20 protein-coding genes are annotated in these 20366 nt (G+C 71.7%); 2 read left to right on the forward strand and 18 right to left on the reverse strand.

The features are described from left to right. Window positions 1-117: 117 nt before the first annotated feature. Both RNB18_RS12580 and RNB18_RS12585 read right to left on the reverse strand, forming a co-directional pair. A complete protein-coding gene (locus tag RNB18_RS12580; RefSeq protein WP_057613871.1) occupies window positions 118-432 on the reverse strand; it encodes a hypothetical protein in 315 nt (104 codons plus the stop codon). Further along, the gene (locus RNB18_RS12585; RefSeq protein ID WP_311714184.1) at window positions 429-2144 is read right to left on the reverse strand and encodes an MFS transporter; all 1716 of its coding nucleotides are present in this window, start codon (window positions 2142-2144) and stop codon (window positions 429-431) included. The genes RNB18_RS12580 and RNB18_RS12585 overlap by 4 nt, the downstream gene beginning before the upstream one ends. A gap of 67 nt (window positions 2145-2211) precedes the next feature. Between RNB18_RS12585 and RNB18_RS12590 the strand changes: the two genes are divergently transcribed. Next, window positions 2212-2700, forward strand: a complete 489-nt coding sequence (locus tag RNB18_RS12590) for a MarR family winged helix-turn-helix transcriptional regulator (protein ID WP_266381507.1) — start codon at window positions 2212-2214, stop codon at window positions 2698-2700. 92 nt (window positions 2701-2792) lie between these two features. Here the strand turns inward: RNB18_RS12590 and RNB18_RS12595 are convergent, their stop codons facing one another. Genes RNB18_RS12595 through RNB18_RS12625 form a run of 7 tightly spaced genes read right to left on the reverse strand, consistent with a single transcriptional unit; the run spans window position 2793 to window position 9657 of the window. Beyond that, window positions 2793-3929, reverse strand: a complete 1137-nt coding sequence (locus RNB18_RS12595; RefSeq protein ID WP_311714185.1) for an alpha/beta hydrolase family protein — start codon at window positions 3927-3929, stop codon at window positions 2793-2795. Then, window positions 3922-5475, reverse strand: a complete 1554-nt coding sequence (locus RNB18_RS12600) for a class I adenylate-forming enzyme family protein (RefSeq protein ID WP_311714186.1) — start codon at window positions 5473-5475, stop codon at window positions 3922-3924. The genes RNB18_RS12595 and RNB18_RS12600 overlap by 8 nt, the downstream gene beginning before the upstream one ends. After that, window positions 5472-6425 (reverse strand): aromatase/cyclase, encoded by a 954-nt coding sequence (locus RNB18_RS12605; RefSeq protein WP_311714187.1) that lies wholly within the window; start codon window positions 6423-6425, stop codon window positions 5472-5474. Before RNB18_RS12605 ends, RNB18_RS12600 begins: the two co-directional genes overlap by 4 nt. Next, window positions 6422-6679 carry an acyl carrier protein gene (locus RNB18_RS12610; protein WP_311714188.1) on the reverse strand — a complete coding sequence of 86 codons (258 nt, stop codon included), beginning with the start codon at window positions 6677-6679 and terminating at the stop codon, window positions 6422-6424. Before RNB18_RS12610 ends, RNB18_RS12605 begins: the two co-directional genes overlap by 4 nt. A gap of 10 nt (window positions 6680-6689) precedes the next feature. Continuing rightward, window positions 6690-7931: a ketosynthase chain-length factor gene (locus RNB18_RS12615; RefSeq protein ID WP_311714189.1), complete on the reverse strand. Its 1242-nt coding sequence runs from the start codon at window positions 7929-7931 to the stop codon at window positions 6690-6692. Beyond that, a complete protein-coding gene (locus tag RNB18_RS12620; RefSeq protein WP_311714190.1) occupies window positions 7928-9199 on the reverse strand; it encodes a beta-ketoacyl-[acyl-carrier-protein] synthase family protein in 1272 nt (423 codons plus the stop codon). The genes RNB18_RS12615 and RNB18_RS12620 overlap by 4 nt, the downstream gene beginning before the upstream one ends. Before the next feature lie 14 nt (window positions 9200-9213). Beyond that, window positions 9214-9657, reverse strand: a complete 444-nt coding sequence (locus tag RNB18_RS12625; RefSeq protein WP_311714191.1) for a nuclear transport factor 2 family protein — start codon at window positions 9655-9657, stop codon at window positions 9214-9216. 129 nt (window positions 9658-9786) lie between these two features. Here RNB18_RS12625 and fabG point away from each other — a divergent pair, with 129 nt between their 5' ends. Next, on the forward strand, window positions 9787-10587 hold the full coding sequence (fabG, locus tag RNB18_RS12630) for a 3-oxoacyl-ACP reductase FabG (protein WP_311714192.1): 801 nt from the start codon (window positions 9787-9789) through the stop codon (window positions 10585-10587). 84 nt (window positions 10588-10671) lie between these two features. Here the strand turns inward: fabG and RNB18_RS12635 are convergent, their stop codons facing one another. The 9 genes from RNB18_RS12635 to RNB18_RS12675 all read right to left on the reverse strand — a co-directional run bounded on the left by RNB18_RS12635 (window position 10672) and on the right by RNB18_RS12675 (window position 20132). Beyond that, on the reverse strand, window positions 10672-11820 hold the full coding sequence (locus RNB18_RS12635) for an acyl-CoA dehydrogenase family protein (RefSeq protein ID WP_311714193.1): 1149 nt from the start codon (window positions 11818-11820) through the stop codon (window positions 10672-10674). Window positions 11821-11845: 25 nt separating this feature from the next. Next, on the reverse strand, window positions 11846-12370 hold the full coding sequence (locus RNB18_RS12640) for a flavin reductase family protein (RefSeq protein ID WP_311714194.1): 525 nt from the start codon (window positions 12368-12370) through the stop codon (window positions 11846-11848). After that, window positions 12367-14076, reverse strand: a complete 1710-nt coding sequence (locus RNB18_RS12645; protein WP_311714195.1) for an NAD(P)/FAD-dependent oxidoreductase — start codon at window positions 14074-14076, stop codon at window positions 12367-12369. Before RNB18_RS12645 ends, RNB18_RS12640 begins: the two co-directional genes overlap by 4 nt. Before the next feature lie 91 nt (window positions 14077-14167). Then, window positions 14168-14809 carry an antibiotic biosynthesis monooxygenase family protein gene (locus tag RNB18_RS12650; RefSeq protein ID WP_311714197.1) on the reverse strand — a complete coding sequence of 214 codons (642 nt, stop codon included), beginning with the start codon at window positions 14807-14809 and terminating at the stop codon, window positions 14168-14170. A gap of 39 nt (window positions 14810-14848) precedes the next feature. Then, window positions 14849-15760, reverse strand: a complete 912-nt coding sequence (locus tag RNB18_RS12655; RefSeq protein WP_311714198.1) for an MBL fold metallo-hydrolase — start codon at window positions 15758-15760, stop codon at window positions 14849-14851. A 49-nt stretch (window positions 15761-15809) separates the two neighbouring features. Beyond that, window positions 15810-16031, reverse strand: coding sequence for an acyl-CoA carboxylase epsilon subunit (locus RNB18_RS12660; RefSeq protein WP_311714199.1), 222 nt, complete (start codon window positions 16029-16031; stop codon window positions 15810-15812). Beyond that, complete coding sequence (locus tag RNB18_RS12665; protein WP_311714200.1) at window positions 16028-17572, reverse strand: acyl-CoA carboxylase subunit beta; 1545 nt, start codon at window positions 17570-17572, stop codon at window positions 16028-16030. The genes RNB18_RS12660 and RNB18_RS12665 overlap by 4 nt, the downstream gene beginning before the upstream one ends. A 54-nt stretch (window positions 17573-17626) precedes the next feature. Further along, on the reverse strand, window positions 17627-19120 hold the full coding sequence (locus tag RNB18_RS12670) for a cation:proton antiporter (RefSeq protein ID WP_311714201.1): 1494 nt from the start codon (window positions 19118-19120) through the stop codon (window positions 17627-17629). Between the two features lie 229 nt (window positions 19121-19349). Next, window positions 19350-20132, reverse strand: coding sequence for an AfsR/SARP family transcriptional regulator (locus RNB18_RS12675; protein WP_311714202.1), 783 nt, complete (start codon window positions 20130-20132; stop codon window positions 19350-19352). Between the last annotated feature and the right edge of the window lie 234 nt (window positions 20133-20366).

Below are 20366 nucleotides of genomic sequence, written 5' to 3' on the forward strand. Positions count from 1 at the left end.
GGCTGGGCGGTATGACGATGTGGGGTCTCTCGCCGGATGCCGGGATACCCCCAGAGCGTGGCCGGGCCCCGGATCCGTCGGGGGGCGGTCGGATCCGGGGCCCTGGTGTGGTGGTGGTCAGGCGATCTGGCGCAGCTTCGGGACGATCACATGGCTGACGTGCTCCTGGACGGTCTGCATCGGGACGCGCTGCGCCTCGAGGACCACCGTGCCGTGCGGAGCGGCGTGCTCACGCACCGGCGGACGGGACTCCCACTCGACGCCGCTGCCCACCAGGACCGCGATGAACCGGCCGGTGTCCAGCAGGGAGAGCGCCTCCTCGTCACGGGTCACGCCCACCGCGTGGAAGCCGTTGGCCTCGATGATGCCGGTGGAGGCGTCGACCAGATGCCGCTCTCGGCCGAGGACCAGGACGTTCTTCTCGTTGCTCATGCCGTCACCTCGGTGGGCTCGGGGCTCACGGCGGCCGCGTCGGCGGGCCGCGAGTGCTTGGGCAGGGTCAGGAAGCCGGCGGCGGCGATCACCAGGATGCCGGCGTCCAGCAGCAGGACGGTACGGAACGCGGAGGAGTAACTGACCGAGTCGGCGCGGGCGATGGCCCCGCCGAAGGCGCCGGCGACCTTGGGGTCGTCCTTGCGGCAGTCGGCCGGGACCTCGCTCGGGTCGACGGAGTCGGCGCGCTGTTGCACACAGGTGCGGAAGTCGGCGAGCAGTTGGTCCTGAGAGGTGACGCCGGCACTGCTGAGGGCGGACTTCAGCGCCGGGGCGGCCTCGTCGGCGGCGTCACCGGACGCGCCCGCGACCTGAGCGAAGAAGACGACGCCGGTCAGCGCGACACCGAGCGCCATCCCGAGCTGCTGGACGGTGTTCAGCAGGCCCGAGGCGTTGCCCGCCTGTTCGCCGGGGACCTGGCCGAGCAGCAGGTCCAGGGTCGGCGCGACGATCAGGCCGAAGCCGATGCCGGAGACGATGTGCACCGGGATGATCTGCCAGGACGCGAGGCTGTGGCCGTAGTGGGCGACCAGGACGGAGAAGGCGACGAAGCCGATCGCGTTGACGATGCCGCCGGCCACCAGCACGTTGCGGCCGAACTTGGGGACCAGCTTGTCGGGGGCGTTGCCCGCGCCGATGCCCACCCCGATGGCGAAGGTGGCGGCGGTCAGGCCGGCGTGCATCGGCGTCCAGCCGAGACCCTGCTGCAGGAAGAGCGTCCAGACGAAGAAGAATCCGCCGACCGCGATCCAGAACAGGAACCACACCGCCATGCCGATGGAGAACGAGCGGGAGCGGAACACCCCGAACTCGACCAGCGCGGAGCCGACCTTGGCGAAGCGGCGCTTCTCGTAGGCGAGGAAGACCGCGAGCAGCACCAGGGCGCCGGCGATCATGCCGTAGGTCCAGGCCGGCCAGCCCAGGCGGCGGCCCTCGGTGAGCGGGTAGACGAGCAGCGCGACGGCGGCGAGGGCCAGCGGCATGCCGAGCAGGTCGAGCTTGGGGCGCTGCGGGGCGCGGGACTCGCGGATCACCAGGGCGCCGGCGATCAGCGCGGCGATCCCGACGGGGACGTTGACCAGGAAGATCGGGCGCCACTCCCAGCCGAAGAGGTTCCACTGCACGACCACGCCGCCGAGGGCGAGGCCGAAGACCGCGGAGGAACCCGTGACCGCGCCGAAGATAGCGACCGCCTTGCCGCGCTCGCCCGGCGGGAAGACCACGTGCAGGATCGCCAGGATCTGGGTGACCATCAGGCCTGCCATGGCGCCCTGGACGAACCGGGAGACGATCAGCATCTCGGGGTTGACCGCGACGCCGCACAGCAGCGAGGCGATCGTGAAGCCGGCCATGCCGATCAGGAAGACGCGCTTGCGTCCGAAGATGTCGCCGAGCCGGCCGCTGAGGATCAGCAGGGCGGCGAAGGAGAGCACGTACGCCGCGATGACCCACTCGATCTGGGCGAAGTCGGCGTGCAGGTCGCGCTGGATGCTCGGGACGGTGACGTTGACGATCGTCGTGTCGACCAGGTCCATGAATCCGGCGATCAGGACGACCGCGAAGGCCAGGCGGCGCTTCGGGTCGGGTGCGGTGCCACCCGCGGCTTCCTGCGGCGGGGCGGCGGGAGTAGATGCGGAGATGTCTTGGGTCACGGAACAAGTATGCACATCGAGTGACTATCCCTCAAGGTGATAATTCCTCGGAGGTATCATGGCGGGCGTGAGTACCCCATCGCTGTTCGACCACCCCGCCTGCGTGGTGACCCACCTCAGCGCCCATGTGCAGGAGCAGCTCGTCGACGTGCTCGCGCCCCTGGGCATCCACCCCCGCCAGTTCGGCCTGCTCGACCTGCTGATCGAGAAGGACGGCCTCAGTCAGCACCAGCTCGCCGGACCGTTGAACGTGCACCGGAACGTGATGGTCGGCCTGGTCGACGAGCTGGAGCGGCGCGGCCTGGTGGAGCGCCGCCGCCACCCCACCGACCGTCGCGCCCATGCCGTCCATGTGCTCCCGGCCGGCCGCGAGCTGCACACCGAGGCCGAGTCGCTCATCAGCGGCTTCGAGACCCGCCTGCTCGGCGGACTGGAGCCGGAGGAGGCGCGGACCTTCGTCACCCTGCTCAAGCGGGTCTTCGCGCACGCCGGACTCGCCGGCGACCTGCACCCCGGGCTCCTCACGTCCGAGGCCACCCTCGCCGAGAGCCGCTGACGAGGACGGTTTCGTACGAGGGTGCCCGGACGAACGCCGAGGGCCTGCCCGCCGACGATCCCGGCGGACAGGCCCCTGGTGAACGTGCCCGGTCAGGCGCGATCGGCCAGCCGTTCGGTGACCAGGTCGGCGGTGCGCAGGGTGTAGGAGTTGATCAGGTTGAGGCTGGTGTGCGCCTCCCTGGGGTGCACCTCGAGCGAGTGCCGGTCCGACCACGCGCGGTCGAGGTCGTACAGCCCCTCGATCGGGAAGATGTCGTCCAGCGCGCCGCAGATGCTCACCACCTCGGTGGCCGGAGCCGGGCCGGGGTCGATCGCCAGTTCGTCGAAGCGCGGCTGCAGGTCGGTGCCCGGCTCGGCGCCGAAGGCGAACCGGAAGTTGTCCTTCAGTCGGCGCGGCAGGCCGTCGAACTTGGCGATCGCCGGTCCGCCGCCGAAGTTGACGACGCATCGGAAGTGTTCACCGAGCTCTCGGGCCACCCGCAGCGCCAGGTAGCCGCCGAAGCTGATGCCGGCGAAGGCCAGCCGGTCGGCGGCGATCCCCGGCTCGGTGCGCAGCTTCTCCAGCAGCTCGGCGACCACCGGTTCCATCTCCACCAGTACCGGCGTGCGGCCCAGCCGCAGCCCCTGGCCCGGGCCCTCGAAGAGCACCGCGGCGATCCCGCGCTCGAGGTAGGCCTCGGCCAGCGCCACCACCTCGACCTCGGTGGCGGAGTCCAGCCCGTTGGAGAGCACCACCGCGGGCAGCGGCTCGCCCGATGCGCGCATCGCCTCGGTGCGCAGCACCCAGTAGCCCCCGCCGGTGCCGGGCAGCGACCCCTCGGTGACCTGGAGGTCGGTGCCCGCCAGGCTGCCCAGGAAGCAGTCCCGGATGCGCTGCCGCAGCCGCTGTTTGACGGTCCGGTCGTCGAAGTACTGGAACTCCGCCCAGTGGTAGGCCGCCGCGGCACCGCGCAGCGCGCGGCTGCGCCCGGCCACCGTGCCGGACGCCTCGGCGAGGGCGGTGTAGCTCTCCGCCCGGTCGGTCCAACGCTCGCGCCAGAGGTCCCAGAACCCGGCGGAGGCGAGGTCCAGGTCGTCGGTGGGGAAGCCGTCCAGCGCCGCCGCGATGTCGCCCCAGTGCACCTGCGGGGCGTAGCGCGCGTTGAGGAACATCAGCCGCGGGAAGAGATAGCCGAGCGCGCGGTACATGTGCTCGGGCACCCGCAGGCGCTCCGTGGTCTCAGTCATCGGAGCCGCCCTTCAGCAGCACGACCCGGGCCGGGTCGACGGCCGCGGCCACCTCACCGCGCATGATCTTGCCGTTGGCGCTGCGGGCGAACGGCTCAGAGGTGGCCCAGATCCGGTCGGGCCACTTCTCCGGTGCCAGCGCGCGGCGCAGTTCGGCGGTGACCAGCTCGCGCAACTCCTCGTCGCCGCGCTCACCGATCGGGCCGCACAGGCAGGCGACCGGCAGCTCGTGCGGGCCGTTCGGGTTCGGAAGGCCGACCAGCACCACCTCGTCCGCGCCCGGGGTGTCCGCGAGCACCGCCTCTATCTCCTCGGGGTAGATGCGGTGGCCGTTCTCGCTGAGCAGCACCCCGGCGAGCCGGCCCTTGAGGACCAGGTCGCCGTCGGGGCTCCACTCGGCGAGGTCGCCGGTGCGCAGCCACTCGCCGACCGGCTGGATCACACCGGTGGCGACGTCCACGTAGCCCTCCATCACCGAGTCGCCCCGGACCCAGATCTCGCCGACCCCGTCCGGGTGGCCGGCCACCGGCTCCAGACGCACCGTCAGGGAGTCGTCGGGCCGGCCGATGCAGTAGACGTGCTTGAGGTAGCGGGCTTCGGCGTGGCCCTGCTCGGCCAGGAAGCAGAACGGGCCGTAGGTCTCGGTCAGCCCGTAGCCCTGGATCCAGTCGCACCGCAGCAGTGCGCGGCCCTGCTCGAGCACCGCCCTGGGGACGGCCGCCCCGCCGTAGGAGACCACCCGCAGGCAGGACAGGTCGTCCTCGCCGGTGGCCGCTGCGGCCACGAACTGCTTGAGCGCCACCGGGCGCAGTGCCAGGTGGGTGGCCCGGTGGCGGGCCACCTGGGCCGGCCACTGCGCCGGGTCCGGGGTCTCCGGGAAGACCACGGTGGCGTCGTGCAGCAGCGCGCCGAAGGAGTTGATCACCCCAGTGGTGTTGTTCATCAGGCCGGTCATGAAGATCCGGGCGGTCGGGCCGTAGCCCATGGTCCGGGTGACCCAGCCGATCCTGGCGACGATGTGTGCCTCGTTGACGCTGATCGCCTTCGGCTTGCCGGTGGTGCCGCTGGTGAACAGCGTCAGGAAGTGCTCCACCGGCTCGGAGTGGAGCACCTCCACCTCCATCTCCGCCTCGGGTGCCTCGCCGGTGGGGAACGGCAGCTCCACCACGGTGGCGCAGCGCTCGCGCAGCACGTCCAGGCCGGTCCGGTCGCGCTTGAAGTGCAGGACCACGTCGGGCTCGGCGGCGTCCGCGATGGACAGCCACTCGGGCAGCGCCGCCGCCTGCAGGCCGTAGGGCATCAGCAGGCGCAGGCCCAGCGAACTGGCGGCGGCGAGGAAGAACACCGCCTCCGGCCCGTGGTCGAGCAGCGCCAGCACCCGCCTGCCCGGGGCCAGGCCGTGATCGAGGAGGACGGCCCGGGTCCGGGCCACCTCGCGCCGGACCTGGCGCCGGGTCAGCGAGCGGTCGCCCGCGACCATGCACACCCGGTCGGCCTCGGCGTCCGGTGACAGCGCGAGACCGACCAGCTTCGGCGTCGGGGTCATGGGCGCCGCACCACCGATGCCGCGTACGCGCAGGCCGCCCCCATGGTGGCGCGGCTGTTGGCGCTCAGGGTGTCGCGGGCGTGGGCGCACGCCTGCTCGAAGGTGGTTCCCTCACCGAGCACCCGCTCCACGGCGGCCGGGTCGACCGCCACGGTGTGGTGCGAGACGATCGCGGTGCCGCCGTCCGACTTCTCGAACTCCCAGCGGCCGCTGTGCCCGGACAACAGGGCGGGCAGCACGGTCTGCTTGTAGGCGATCCGCTCGCCCGGCACGCACAGCCGGACCGAGGCGGTGGTGTGGGTACGGCCGTCGGAGGTGACGGTGTCCATCTCCATCCGCTGCACTCCCGCCGGGTCCTCGGTGAGGTCGACCCGGCCGACGTGCGGCAGCCGCTCGGGCCACAGGTCCGACCGGTGCACGAAGTCGTAGACATCGGCCGGGTCCACCCCGGGCTCCTCCAACCTGTCGCTGAAGGAGAAGGCCAACTGCTCCAGCGGATGCGGGCGTTCGGCGAAATCACCGAGGGCGGCCAGCTCCTGGACGCTGTTGCGGTCCACCGCTTCGGCGATCCACTCCAGCGCCTCGGGTGCGTCGTCCACGGCGGTGAAGGCGTGGGTCAGCACGATCCGGGTCCGGCCGTCGCCGGCCGGATGGAAGGACCAGTCACCGGACATCGAGGCGACCGGCGCGGTGGAGCGGTCCTGCCGGAAGGCGATCCGCAGGGACCGCGGGTCCAGGGTGCGGCGGGAGGTCCAGGTCGCCACCTTGCCGTTGGTCTGCGCCCACAGCTCGATCCGCTCGTCGGCGCCGTGCCGCTCGATCTGCCGTGCCCACAGGCACGGCCCGAGCAGCACCGGCCAGCGGCTCACGTCCGCGACCAGCGCGTACAGCCGGTCGGCGGGGGCGCGCACCACCCGGCTGTGCTCCATTTCTCGGGTGCGCGGGCTCATGCGGCGGCGGCTTCCTTGGCGGAGCGGACCAGCTCGGCCAGATCACGCGGCGTACGGGCTTCGAAGAGCAGATCGTCCGGCACCGACACGCCGAACTCGCGCTCGATCGCGGAGGCGGTCTCCATCAGGGCCAGCGACTCGTAGCCGAGCTCGTCGAAGGAGGTGTCGGCGAAGTCGGCCTCGACGACCCCGGCCTCGGGGGCGCCCGCGCTGGCGATGATGATACGGCGGATCTCGTCCACGGTGATGTTCACAACTGTCTCCTCAGGAAAGGTCGTTGGTGGCGTCGGCGTCCCAGGCGCGGACGACGACGGCCGAGTTGAAGCCCCACAGACCGCGGGCGACCACGAGTGCGGTGCGTACGTCCGCGTCGCGGGCCCGGTCGCGGACCAGGTCGATGCCGTACTCGGCGGGCACCTCGTGGGTGCCGGCGGTCGGCGGGATCACGCCGTCGCGGATCGACAGCAGCGCGGTGGCGACGTCCAGCGCGCCGCCGCCCGCGTAGGTGCGGCCGGACGCGGCCTTCGGTGCGGTCACCGGCACCGCGCCCGTGCCGAACACCGCGCGCAGCGCGGCCGCTTCCGCCCGGTCGAGCTCGGGCACACCGACCGCGTCGGCGAAGACCACGTCGACTTGGCCGGCCGTCACCCCGGCGTCGGCGAGTGCCGCCTCGATGGTGCGGCGCAGCGCCGGGGGCCGGCCGGAGCCCGGCGCGGGGTCGAAGCCGCTGGCGTAGCCGGCGATCTCGCCGAGGATGTCCGGGGCGCCGCGGCGCAGCGCCGCCTCGGCGTCCTCCAGGACCAGCAGCGCGCCGCCCTCGCCGGGGACGTAACCGCCGGCGTCCCGGTCGAAGGGCAGGTAGGCGCGGTCCGGGTCGGTGCCGGTGGACAGCCGGCCGCCCGCGATCTGCGAGGCCCAGCCCCAGGGGTCGAGCGCGGAGTCCACGCCGCCCGCCACGACCAGCGGGGTGCCGCGGCGCACGGTGCGCCGGGCATGGCCGACGGCGTCCAGGCCACCGGCCTGCTCGGTGACCAGGGCGCTGGAGGGGCCGCGCATGCCGTGCCGGATGGAGATCTGACCGGCGTTCACCGCGTAGAACCAGGCGAAGGATTCGTAGACGCTGACCGTCTGCGGGCCTTCGGTCCACAGTTTGTGGAACTCGCGGTGGGTGAACTCGAAGCCGCCGAGCGCGTTGGCGGTGACCACGCCCATGTCGTAGTCGACCAGGCTGGCCGGGTCGACCTTGGCGTCCTCCAGTGCCCATCCGGCCGCGACCAGCGCGTACCGGGTGGAGACGTCGGTCTGCGGGAGCAGCCGGTCCGGCAGGTGCTCTGCCGCGTCGAAGCCACGGATCTCACCGGCCAGTGTGGCCGGGTACGTCCGCACGTCGAACCGGGTGAGTTCGCCGAGCCCGTGCCGGCCCTCCCGGGTGGCGGCCCAGTACTTCTGGGTGCCGAGGCCGTTGGCGGCGAGCGCGCCGATCCCGGTGACTACGGTCCTGGTCATTCCCTCTCCCCCGTCGGACGCTGCAACACCATCGCGGTCTGGAAGCCGCCGAAGCCGCTGCCGACCGTCAGCACGGTCCGCACGTCCCGCTCCCGCGCGGTCAGCGGTACGTAGTCGAGGTCGCACTCGGGGTCGGCCTCGTGCAGGTTGGCGGTGGGCGGCACCACGCCGTTCTTGATGGCGAGCGCGCAGGCGGCGATCTCCACCGAGCCGATGGCGCCCAGCGAGTGGCCCACCATCGACTTGATCGAGCTGACCGGCGTGCGGTACGCGTGGTCGCCGAGGGCGCGCTTGACCGCGGCCGTCTCGTGGCGGTCGTTCTGCTTGGTGCCGGAGCCGTGGGCGTTGATGTAGTCCACGGCGGTCGGGTCGATGCGGGCCTGGTTCATGGCGACCCGGATCGCCTCGGCCATCTCCCGGCCGTCCGGCTTGAGGCCGGTCATGTGGTAGGCGTTGCAGCGGGTGCCGTAGCCGGTGACCTCGGCGTAGATCGGAGCGCCGCGGCGCCGGGCCGACTCCAGCGTCTCCAGTACGAACACCGCGGCACCCTCGGCGAGCACGAAGCCGGTGCGGGAACGGTCGAACGGGCGGGAGGCGGTCTCCGGCTCGTCGTTGCGGGCGGTGGTCGCCTTGATCGCGTCGAAGCAGGCCACCACGATCGGGGTGATCGGGGTGTCGGTGGCACCGGCCACGATGACGTCGGCCGAGCCCTCCTGGATCAGCTGCAGGGCGTGCCCGACCGCGTCCAGGCCGGAGGTGCAGCCGTTGGAGACCAGCGACACCGGTCCCTCCGCGCCGACCTTCCACGCCACCTCGGCCGGCATCACGCTCGGCGCGAGGTAGTCGAACATGTGCGGCGACAGCCACTCCTCGCTGTCCACCAGCCAGTTGCGGCCGGAGTCGGACAGCACCAGGTACTCGCGCTCCAGGCTGGTCGCGGCGGCCACCGCGCTGCCCAGGGTGACGCCGATCCGCGCCGGGTCGATGCCCGCGAAGTCCAGGCCGCTGTCATGCACGGCCTCCTGGGCGCAGACCACGGCGAATTGGGTCGCCCGGTCCATGCGGCGGATCTCCCGCTGGCTCAGCCCCTCCCACACCGGGTCGAAGTCCGCCTCGCCGGCGATCTGCGACCGGTACGGCGACGGGTCGAAGAAGCTGATCCGCCGGGTCGCGGTACGACCCGCGGTGAGCAGATCCCAGAACTCCTTGGTGCCCCGGCCACCCGGGGCGCGTACGCCGATGCCGGTGATGACCACTCGTCGGCTCATCCCAACCCCCTCTCTCAGAAACCGTCGTGGTCGACGAGCCGCTCCTGGTTGCGCAGCCGCCCGTCCTCGCGGACCAGGGCATCGCGCACCACACAGCTGCGGACCATCTGCGGACCGTCGCCGGGGCGGGTGGTCAGCACCAGCGCGTAGCAGGTGCTGCGGAGCCGGCCGTCCGCCAGCTGCTCGACGTCGACCATCGTGAACATGTGGCGCCGCTGCTGCGGGTCCGCGGCGAGCCTCTCGCGCACCTCGTAGAGGTCGGACAGGATGCCGCCCCGGGTGCGCGCCGGCTCCCGGCCGGGCGTGTGGCCGAAGACGGCGTCGTCGGTGAACGTGTCGGCGTACTCCTCCACCTTGCCCGCGTCCAGCGCCTGCATCTGGCGCGCGTAGTACTGAAGAACCTCTGCGTACAACTCGGCGCTGACGCCGGTCGACTCCATCTCCTCGAACTCCTTCACGCGACCGTTGATTGCGCTCAGTCTTCAATCACGCCCAAGAGCCCCGGTCGAGACCGGCTCAACGCCCTCGCCGCCGGTCTGGAGCGGGGCTCGACCGGGGCGCGAGGCGGGACGGCGACGGTGGGGTGCATGGACACATCGACTTCCACCGCCACCGAGCGCCGAGTCGCGCTGGTCACCGGTGCCACCAGCGGCATCGGCCACGAGATCGCCCGCACCCTGGCCCGCCAGGGCTACGCCGTCTACCTGTGCGCCCGCACCGCCAAGACCCTCGAGGACACCCTCGCCGAGCTGCGCGCCGAAGGTCTCGACGTCGACGGCAGCACCTGCGACGTCACCTCGCCCGAGCAGGTACGGGCGTTGGTCGCCGCCGTCGTCGAGCGTTACGGGCGGCTCGACGTGCTGGTCAACAACGCCGGCCGGCCGGGCGGCGGCGCCACCGCCGAGGTGCCCGACGAGCTGTGGTTCGACGTCATCGACACCAACCTGAACAGCGTCTTCCTGGTCACCAAGGCGGCGCTGACCGGCGGCGGCATGCTGGAGCGCGGCACGGGACGCATCGTCAACATCGCCTCCACCGGCGGCAAGCAGGGCGTGGTGCACGCCGCGCCGTACACCGCCTCCAAGCACGGCGTGGTCGGCTTCTCCAAGTCGCTGGGCCTGGAGCTGGCCAGGACCGGCATCACCGTCAACGCGGTCTGCCCGGGCTTCGTGGAGACCCCGATGGCCGAGCGGGTGCGCGAGCACTACGCCGGGATCTGGGGTGTGGACGAGCAGGAGGCGCACAGCCGGATCACCACCCGGGTGCCGCTCGGCCGCTATGTGGAGCCGAGCGAGGTGGCCGCGATGGTCTCCTATCTGGTCTCCCCGGGCGCCGCGGCGGTCACCGCGCAGGCGTTGAACGTCTGCGGCGGCCTCGGCAACTACTGATCGGCCCCTCTGCCATGCGTAACGCCCGGGTGCCGGGACCTCGATGGAGGTCCCGGCACCCGGGCGTTACGCATGAGCGGGGGGTCAGGCCTTGAGCACCTGGTCGACCCAGCCCCGGGCGGCCGGCTCGAACTGCAGCGCCACATGGGTGGAGATGGCGGTGACGTCCCGCCACAGCCGCTGCATCGGGCCGGAGAGCGCCTGTCCCCGGGTGCCGGACTGGCGGAACAGCCGGTCCACCGCGGTCACCGACAGGTCGACGGCGAGGGCGCAGTCCCGCAGGTTCCGGGTGGCTTCCAGCGGGCCGGCGACGGCACCCTCGTCGGCGAGCCGGGCGGCCCGCCCCAGCAGCAGCCGGGCCGCGTCCACCTCGCCGGCCGAACGGGCCAGCGCCTGCTCGGCGGAGCCCCGTACGCCCTGCACCCCGGTGGTGCCGGGCAGGTTCGGGGCGTTGCCGACCTTCTCGGCGAAGTACGCCGAGAAGGTGCGGACCATGCCGAGCGCGGCGCCGACCGCCGGTGCGGCGAACATCAGACCGTTGACCGCCTGGAGGGGGGCCCGGTGGCAGGCCGCCGCCACCCCGCCCCAGGCCTCACTGGTGCGCCCGGCGAACAGGTCGGCCCGGTCGAAGGAGAGGTGCTCGGGCACGAACACCTCGTCGAGGACCAGGGTGTTGCTGCCGGTGGCGGCCATGCCGACGCTGTGCCAGGTGTCCTCGACGCGGTACGCGGAGCGCGGCAGGGCGAACAGCCGCGCCTCACTGCCCGTCCCGGTCTCCACCAGGCCGCACATCAGCGCCCAGTCCGAGTGGGCGACGCCGCTGATGTACGGCCAGCGGCCGCGGACCAGCCAGCCGCCGGGGGCCGGCCTGGCCGTGCCGAACGGCGTCACGGACCCCACCAGCACCGCGTCCGGGCCGGCCGCCCAGATCTCGGCCTGGCCCTGCTCGGGCAGGAAGGCCCCCGCCATCCGGGCGATCGAGGCGATCAGCGAGGCGCACCAGGAACTGGCGGGGCACTCCCCTGCGATCACCTCGACCGCCTCCACCAGTTCGGTGAAGGAACCGGCGGTGCCTCCGACGGCCGCGGGGGCGAAGTGCCGGGCGAAGCCCGCCCGGACGATCTCCTTCAGTACGGCGGGGTCGACGTCGCGGGCCCGTTCGGAGGCCTCGGCGCGGCGGCCGGCGGCGGGTGCGAATGCGGCCGCGGCGGTGGACAACCCGGCGGTGGGCATCTGTCTTCTCCTCACTACTCGGTGCTCAGGAGGCGGCCGGCAGCCGGTGGAAGGTGTTGCGGAAGAAGGTCAACGGCCCCTCCTCGCGCTGCACGGCCAGGTCGATCACCTCGCCGATGACGATCACGTGGTCGCCACCGTCCACCTCACGGTCGATCCGGCACTCCAGATAGGCCAGCGCATCGGAGAGCACCGGCACGCCGGTGATCCCCGGCCGGGTGTCGGCCTCGACGCTGTGCCGGGTGTGCCGGCTGGCGAAGGACCGGCACAGCTCCTCCTGGTCGGCGGCCAGGATGTTGACCGCGAAGGCGCCGGTCCCCCGGAACACCGGCAGTTCGCCCGAGTCCTTGTGGATACAGACCAGGATCAGGGCCGGGTCGAGCGAGACCGAGGTGAAGGAGTTCACCGTGAGTCCCACGGTCCGCCCGGTGGCGCCGGTGGTGATCACGGTGACGCCGGTGGCCCAGTTGGCGCAGACGCTGCGCAGCGCCTGCGGGTCCACCAGGGCCGGTTCCGGCTGCAGCACACTCGCCGCGCGGTGCTCGCTCATGCCGCACCGTCGAGCAGCGGGTCGACGAACAGGCCCTGGCTGCCCTCGGAGATCTCCTCCGCCTGCGCCAGGGTCAGCAGCACCTGCCCGCTGTACAGACCGTCGCTCTGCCAGTCGTCGGGACGCAGGCTGATCGCGTACGGGTTCACCGGCACCTCCGGGTCGGGGGTGACGTCGAGCTTGCGGGCGGCCCGGTGGAAGACGGCGACCGCCAGCGCCTCGGCGACCCTGACGTCGCGGGAGAGCTCGGCGGCCAGTTCGTCGTCGGTGTAGTCGACGACCAGGGTGGCGTGGCTGTCCTTGATCGCCTTGGCCGGCACATAGGCGCCCGCGGGGCCGTCGGTGACGACCTTCTCCAGCTCGTTCCAGTCGCGGAAGATCTGCTGGATCCGGTCGTTGAGCGTGAACAGCTTCTCGAGGTCGCCGCGCACGCGCCGCATGAACCCGTAGTCCAGGAAACGGTCCTTGACGAAGGTCAGCACCACGCCGACGTGGTTGAGCATGGCGTCCCAGCACAGCTTCGGCACCATCACCGCCGGGTTCCCGAAGGCCGGGTAGTGGTCCTCGACCTTGGAGAGCACGAACTCGAAGGTGCGCAGGTGGAGTTCGTTGTAGAACTCCAGCCGTTCGGTGATGTCCTCGCCCGCGAAGTCCCTGCTGACCAGGTCGGTGGTGACGCTGTTGCCGTAGCCGATCATGTCCGAGCCGGGAGAGTAGAAGGCGTCCGCGAAGGCGCCGGCCTCGCCGACCAGCATCCAGCGGTCCGGCGAGTACACCCGCTCGGTACCGAAGGCGAAGTCCTTGAGGCTGATGAAGTCCGCGACGTCGCCGGTGCGGCCGTCGACCACCTCGGCCAGTTGCGGCTCGTTGGCGCGCAGCCACTCCTGGACCTTCTCGAAGGTCTGGATCCCCTCGTACGGGTGGATCCGCGGGTCCGCGCAGACGCCGACCGAGATGTGGTCCGAGCCCAGCGGGATCAGCCACACCCAGTAGCCCTCGCCCATCAGGTGGTTGGTGGAGAACTTGCGGATGCCGGGGCGGTTCATCCGCGCCATCCACCGCGGGTCGTCCGTGCCCCACTCCTCCAGGTCGATGCCGCCGGTGAGGCGGAACCAGGAGGCGTTGATGGTGTGCGACACCTCGCGGGACAGGCCCAGCTTCCGCTTGACGAAGTGGGCGCGGCCGGCCGCGTCGACCAGCCAGCGGGCGGCGATCGTACGCTGCTCGCCACCCTGCGTGTAGGACACCGTGTGGTCCTGGTCGCCCTCGCGCAGCTCGATGTCGGTGATCGCGGCGCCCTGGCGCAGGTCGGCGCCGGCGTCCAGCGCCATCCGGGTCAGCTCGTTCTCGAACCGGCCGCGGTCGATCTGGTAGTTGTTGTGTGCGGGGAACTCCCGCGGGCCGAGCTCGATGCGCCGGGTGAGGTCCTGGTTGCCGCCCGCGGGCTGGAAGAACCGCAGGCCGTTCTTCTTCAGGTGGAACTTCTCCAGGTGCTCCTTCATCCCGACGGTCTGTGCGAAGTAGTGCGCGCCCGCCGGCACCGTCGACTCACCGACCTTGAACGCCGCCTCCGGCGCCAGGCCCTGCCGCTTGTCGAGGATCACCACGTCCGTCTCCGGCCGGGCGTTCTTGAGCTGGACCGCGAGCGTGAGACCCGCGAGCCCGCCGCCGAGTATCACCACGTCGGTCGTAGCCTGATCCACCATCGCTCCTCCTGCTGGTAACAAGTCGTCAAGAAGTCTGTGCGGGCGCTCTCGCGCCCCGCTCAAGCCCGCGTGGAAGCGGCCGGATGCCGGTTCACACCACCTCGGCGGCCACCTCGGCGACCACCTCGAACAGGCCCGGATTGGCCGTGGCGTACGGCGGGTTGACGGCCTTGCGGGCCTGGAACTCGGGGTCGGCCTGCAGCGCCTTCCACGCCTCGACGCTGGCGTAGTGCGCGACGTTCACCAGGGGCAGCGAGGCCTCGCCGAGCGCCTGGTGCATCCGGAAGTCGACGAAGCCCGGTGACGCGCTCGCCCGCTCGGCCCGGGGCCGCCAGGCGTCCAGGAACTCCTCGACCCGCTCGTTCGGCAGCTCGAAGGCGTTGACCATGGTCACGCCCGCGCCGTCCGCCCGCTGCCCGGACGCGACTTCGCCGATCACCCGGTAGACGCCCCGGTGGACGGTCTTGGCGTACGCCTCCGCGCCCGGGCCGCCCCGCTCGCCGGCCGCCGCCGCGGCCAGGTCGGCGGTGCTCGCCCAGTCGGCGACCGCGACCAGCTGGAAGCGGTGCTCGGCGCGCAGGGCCCGGTGCAGGCGGGCACCGCGGAAGCCGGGCGCGGTGCGCAGCAGCTCCAGGTGGGTGCGCCAACCCGCGATGAACTCCTCGGTGTTCTCCACCGGCGCTTCGAGCACCGCGATCAGGGTGACCGGGCCGCTCTCGTGCTTCGTGCTCACTTGTCCGTCCTCTCCCCGTGGGGGTTGGGAAACGTGTCGTCAGGCGTGGCAGGCGGGGAAGCCGCCGTGCAGCTCCGCCATGCCGCGGACCATCTCGTCGATGCCGGCGAAGTCCTCCGGGCGTCCACCGCGCAGTTCGCCGTACGCGCGATACAGGTTGGGCACCAGCCGTTCGGTGTCCAGGAAGTCGGCGAACTCGCCGAGGTCGGCCGCGCGGGCCGCCTCCAGCGGGTCCAGTCCCCCGGCGAGGCCGGCCTTGGCCACGTCCAGCAGCCAGGCGAGGTAACGCTCGGTGGTCTCAAGGAGCTCCGGGCCGCCGACAGGGCCGTGCCCGGGCACCACGGTGACCGCGTCGAGCGCCCGCAGCCGGGCCACGGCGTCGCGCAGACCGCTGACCGAGCCGGTCAGTACGAACGGGGTGACCGCGTTCATCACCAGGTCGCCGGCGAACAGCACCTGGCGCTCCGGCAGCCACACCACCGTGTCGCAGGAGCTGTGCGCCGGGCCGAAGGCACGCAGCCGCACCTCCTGTTCGCCGACGTGGAGCGTGAGCTCCTCGGCGAAGGTGACCTGGGGCGCGGCCGGTTCGACCGCGCCCCAGTCCACGTCGGGCCACAGGCCGGTGAGATGCAGTCCGGTACGGATCGCCTCCTGCCGGGTCCGCTCGGCGGCCACCACCACCGCTTCCGGGAAGAGGTGGTTGCCGAAGGTGTGGTCGCCGTGCGAGTGGGTGTTGACGAGCAGCCGCGGGAGTTGCGGCGCGGTGCCCGCGACCAGCTCGCGCAGCCGTCCGGCCCGCGCCTCGGTGGCGGCGGTGTCGATCAGCAGCGCGCTGCCGCCGTCGACCACCAGCCCCGCGTTGTTGAGGCACCAGCCGCCGTCGGGCTGCAGGAAGGCGTGGACCCCTTCGGCGACCTCTTCGAGTCTCGGTGCACCGGTGAAAGCTGCCATACGGCCACTGTCGTCCGGGGCGCTCGACGGTCACTCGAAGCGGACCTGATCAGCGGGCCAGACGCCAGCTGTGCCCCGGCCGGAACCCGGCGGTGCGCTCCCAGCGGTACCAACGAGCCGTGCCGGGCCCCGGCGAGCTCGGCCGGGCCTCGGCGGCACGGGCCGCCGCGACCACCAACAGCGCCGCGGTCAACGCCGCCGTCTCCTCGGGCGTCGGCCGCCCGCGTTCGATCCGCACCAGGAGCCGCTCCTCGGCGGCGGGCCCGGTCACTGCGGCGGGTTGCCGTGCTTGCGCATCGGCAGGTCGGCGTCCTTGGTGGCGAGCATCTCCAGGCCCCGCACCAGCACTGCCCGGGTATCGGCCGGGTCGATGACATCGTCCACCAGGCCGCGCTCGGCCGCGTAGTACGGGTGCATCAGCTCGGTCCGGTACTCCTCGGTGCGCGCCTTGCGCACCGCCTCCGGGTCCTCGGCGGCGGCGATCTCCCGCCGGAAGATCACGCCTGCGGCGCCGTCGGCGCCCATCACGGCGATCTCGTTGGTCGGCCAGGCCAGCGCCAGGTCCGCGCCGATGGAACGCGAGTCCAGCACGATGTAGGCGCCGCCGTAGGCCTTGCGCAGCACCACGGAGATCCGTGGCACCGTCGCGTTGCAGTACGCGTACAGCAGCTTGGCGCCGTGCCGGATGATGCCGTCGTGCTCCTGGCCGACGCCCGGCAGGAAGCCCGGCACGTCGACCAGGGTGACGATCGGGATGTTGAAGGAGTCGCAGGTCTGCACGAATCCGGCCGCCTTCTGCGAACTCTCGATGTCCAGCACGCCGGCCAGTGAGCGCGGCTGGTTGGCGACGATGCCCACCGCCCGCCCGCCCAGCCGCGCCAGGGTGCAGATCACGTTGGTCGCCCAGCGCTCGTGCACCTCGAGGTGCACCCCGTCGTCGACCAGCTCCTCGATCACCGCCCGCATGTCGTAGGGGCGGTTTCCGTCGCTGGGCACCAGTTCGTACAGCGCCTCGCCGCGCCGGTCGGCCGGGTCGTCGGTGACCACCGCCGGCGGTTGCTCCCGGTTGTTCTGCGGCAGCAGGGACAGCAGATAGCGCACCTCCTCCAGGCAGGTCTGCTCGTCGTCGTAGACGAAGTGCGCCACGCCTGACAGCTCCGCGTGCACATCGGCGCCGCCGAGGCCGTTCTGGGTGATCTTCTCGCCGGTGACGGCCTGTACGACGTCCGGGCCGGTGATGAACATCTGGGAGGTCTCGCGGACCATGAAGACGTAGTCGGTCAGCGCCGGCGAGTAGGCCGCGCCGCCGGCGCACGGGCCGAGCATCACCGAGATCTGCGGGATCACCCCGGAGGCACGGGTGTTGCGCTGGAAGATCCCGCCGTAGCCGGCCAGTGCGGAGACACCCTCCTGGATGCGGGCGCCGGCGCCGTCGTTCAGCGACACCAGCGGGGCGCCCGCGGCGATCGCCAGGTCCATGATCTTGTGGATCTTCTGGGCGTGCGCCTCGCCCAGCGCACCGCCGAACAGCCGGAAGTCGTGGGCGTACACGAACACCGTGCGGCCCTCCACCGTCCCCCACCCGGTGATCACACCATCGGTGTGCGGACGGTTGCCCTCCAGCCCGAATCCGGTGGCCCGGTGCCTCCGCAGCGCCTCGACCTCCTGGAAGGAGCCCTTGTCGAGGAGTACGGCGATCCGCTCACGCGCCGTCAGTTTCCCTTTGGCGTGCTGCCGTTCGGTGGCCTCCGGACTGGGCCCGTCCAGGACGAGCTGCTTCAGCTCGTGCAGTGTGTCGACGCTCCGGCGCATCGGACTCGTCGGATGTGTTGTGTCATCGTCACGCATCGGATCCCGCCCCGTTTCTCATGGCTGACGTGTCCCGGCCGTTCCCTGAGTCTGGGAGGGGGCTTCGACCGGGAGCAAGCCGCCTCCAGGGGTCTGCGAGAGCCGGTCGAGCCGCAGCAGACGCAGCAGCGGGTCGGTGGCCACGGTGGTCACCAGGGTCATCACCACCAGCACCGCGAACAGCCGGGAGTCGATCACCCCCAGCGACAGACCGACGTTGAGCACCACCAGCTCCGTCAGGCCACGGCAGTTCATCATCACGCCGAGCCCCAGCGACTCCCGGTTGCCCTCACCGGCCAACCGGGCCGCCGCGAACGTCCCGCCGATCTTGCCGGCCACCGCCACCAGCAGCACCAGGGCCAGCACGCCGAGCGCCGAGAGCGAGAACACCGACTGCAGCCGGGTCTGCAGGCCCACCGCGGCGAAGAAGAACGGCAGCAGCAGCCACAGCGCCAGGCCCTCGGTCCGGTGCGCGAAGTCCCGCACCGTCCGGGAGGAGCGCGGCATGACCACGCCCGCCAGGAAGGCGCCGAAGATCGCGTGCACCCCGAGCACATTGGTGGTCACCGCGCAGATCAGTACGAAGAAGGTGATCAGGGTGCCGACCGGCAGCGCCCCGCTGTGCCGGCTCTCCAGCACTCGCAGCACGTGCGCCAGCGCCGGGCGCACCGCGAACCACAGCAGCAGGGTGAAGGCCACCACCTCGGCCACGGCGACCAGCACACCGAGCGGCGAGTCGCTGCGCACCTCGGCGACCACCACGCCCAGCGCACACCAGGCGGTGACGTCGCCGACGCCGGCCATGGCCAGGCCCATCGCGCCCAGCCGGGTGCCTATCAGGCCCCGGTCGGCGAGGATCCGGGCCAGCACCGGGAACGCGGTGACCGACACCGACAGCGCCACGAACAGCAGAAAGGGCCCGGTATGCACCCCGTCGGGCTGGTACTCGTCGCGCAGTCGCAGCGCGGCGAGCATGCCCAGCAGGAAGGGCACGGCGAGCGCCGCGTGCCCCGCGGAGAGCACCTTGCCGCCGAGTCGGCGCAGCATGGTCAGCGGCATCTCCAGGCCGATCAGGAACATGAAGAAGACCACGCCGACCTGCGCCAGGTTGTTCATGATCGGCGTCACCGCCGCGGGGAACACCTCCTTGGAGACACCGGGTGCCAGCGCCCCGAACACCGAGGGTCCGAGCAGCAGGCCGGCCAGGATCTCGCCGACGACCGGCGACTGGCCGACCGCGCGGGCCGCCAGACCCAGCAGCCCCGCCGCCGCGACCACCACGGCCCCGGCCACCAGCACCTGACCGACCAGGTCGGCCGGCTCGGCCGCCTTCGTCGCGCCGGTGATCTCCTTCACCGGATGATCGACGCCGTATCTCAGCAGCAGCAGCGCCAACGCCAGGGGTACGAGGACCAGCAGGCCGTAGCTGATCAGGGCGCGGGCGGCGCCGTGGAAGCGGGGTGGATCGCCCCCGGGTTCGTTCACGAGGGACGAGGTTGGATCATGCGTCATGGCCAGGTTCTCCTCACAGGACGATGACTGCGTCAGGACGATGGCAGCGTCGCCGCTCCTGGAGCCGGGGCGGTGCGGCCGGTCCGCGGGCAGCCGGGCCGGTGTAGTCGGTTCGCGGCAGCCGGTCTGCGGTCAGCCGGGACGATGGGTCCGGTCCGCGGGCAGCCGCGGACCGGTCCGGGACGGAGCCGCCGCTCCGTCCCGGACCTGTCGGGTGGGTGACGCCGGGTCAGCCGGTGCGCAGCAGGGCGGTCACGGAGCCGCCGTGCACCCCGTTGAGCACCTCGGCCTGAAGCCGCTGCACGTCCGGGGCCGGTTCGAGGCCCAGCTCGGACTTGAGCACCCTGCGCAGATCCTGGTACGCCCGCAACGCCTCGGCGCGGCAGCCCACTGCGCGCAGTGAGTCGATCAGCTGGGCGTGCAGCCGCTCGTTGAGGCGGTGCTCCGCGACCAGCGACCGCAGTTCGGGGATCAGGTCCTGGTGCCGGCCGAGCCGGGCGTCCGCCTGGATGCGCAACTCCAGCATGCGCAGCCGCAGTTCGCACAGATGCGCCTTGTGGATCGTCAGCTCCGGCCCCAGGTTGATGTCGGCCAGCGCATGGCCGCGCCACAGGCCGAGTGCCTGCCGCAGCCGCTCGGCGGCCTCCGCGACATGGCCCTGGCGCCACAGGCAGCGACCCTGCTCGGCCACTGTCAGGAAGCGCTCGGCGTCGGTCTCCCCGGTGCGCAGGACGTAGCCCGGCGCTTTGGTGACGATGTCGCAGCGCCGATCACCCTGGGGTATGGAGTCCAGGATCCGGCGCAGCTGGTAGACGTAGGTCTGCAGTGTGGTGGCCGCACTGCGCGGCGGCCGGTCGTCCCACAGCTCGGCGAACAGTGTGTCCGTGCCGACCACCCGGTTCGCGTTGAGCGCCAGCAGCGCCAGCACCGCCTTGACCCGCGGTGCGGTCGGCGCCAGGTCGCGCCCGCCCGCGATGACCTCCAATTGCCCTAGCACATTGATCGTGACCACGATCTTTTCCCCCGTTCATAGTTGTCTCGCTCCCCGTCGTTGCGGAATCGATTCACTTTCAACCAATTACCTGTCGATGCCGCAGAGGCAACAATGCCTTTTTAACGGACCCCGCGCCAGAACCTCTCAAGCCCACCTCGAGCCGCACTTGAGAGCTGAGGAATATTGGAAGTGCAGGGCGGGCACTCCTTTAGATAGTGCGGCCACGGAACTCCACCAGAACTTAGTAAAATC

Source organism: Streptomyces doebereineriae (assembly GCF_031845645.1).
Taxonomy (GTDB): domain Bacteria; phylum Actinomycetota; class Actinomycetes; order Streptomycetales; family Streptomycetaceae; genus Streptomyces; species Streptomyces canus.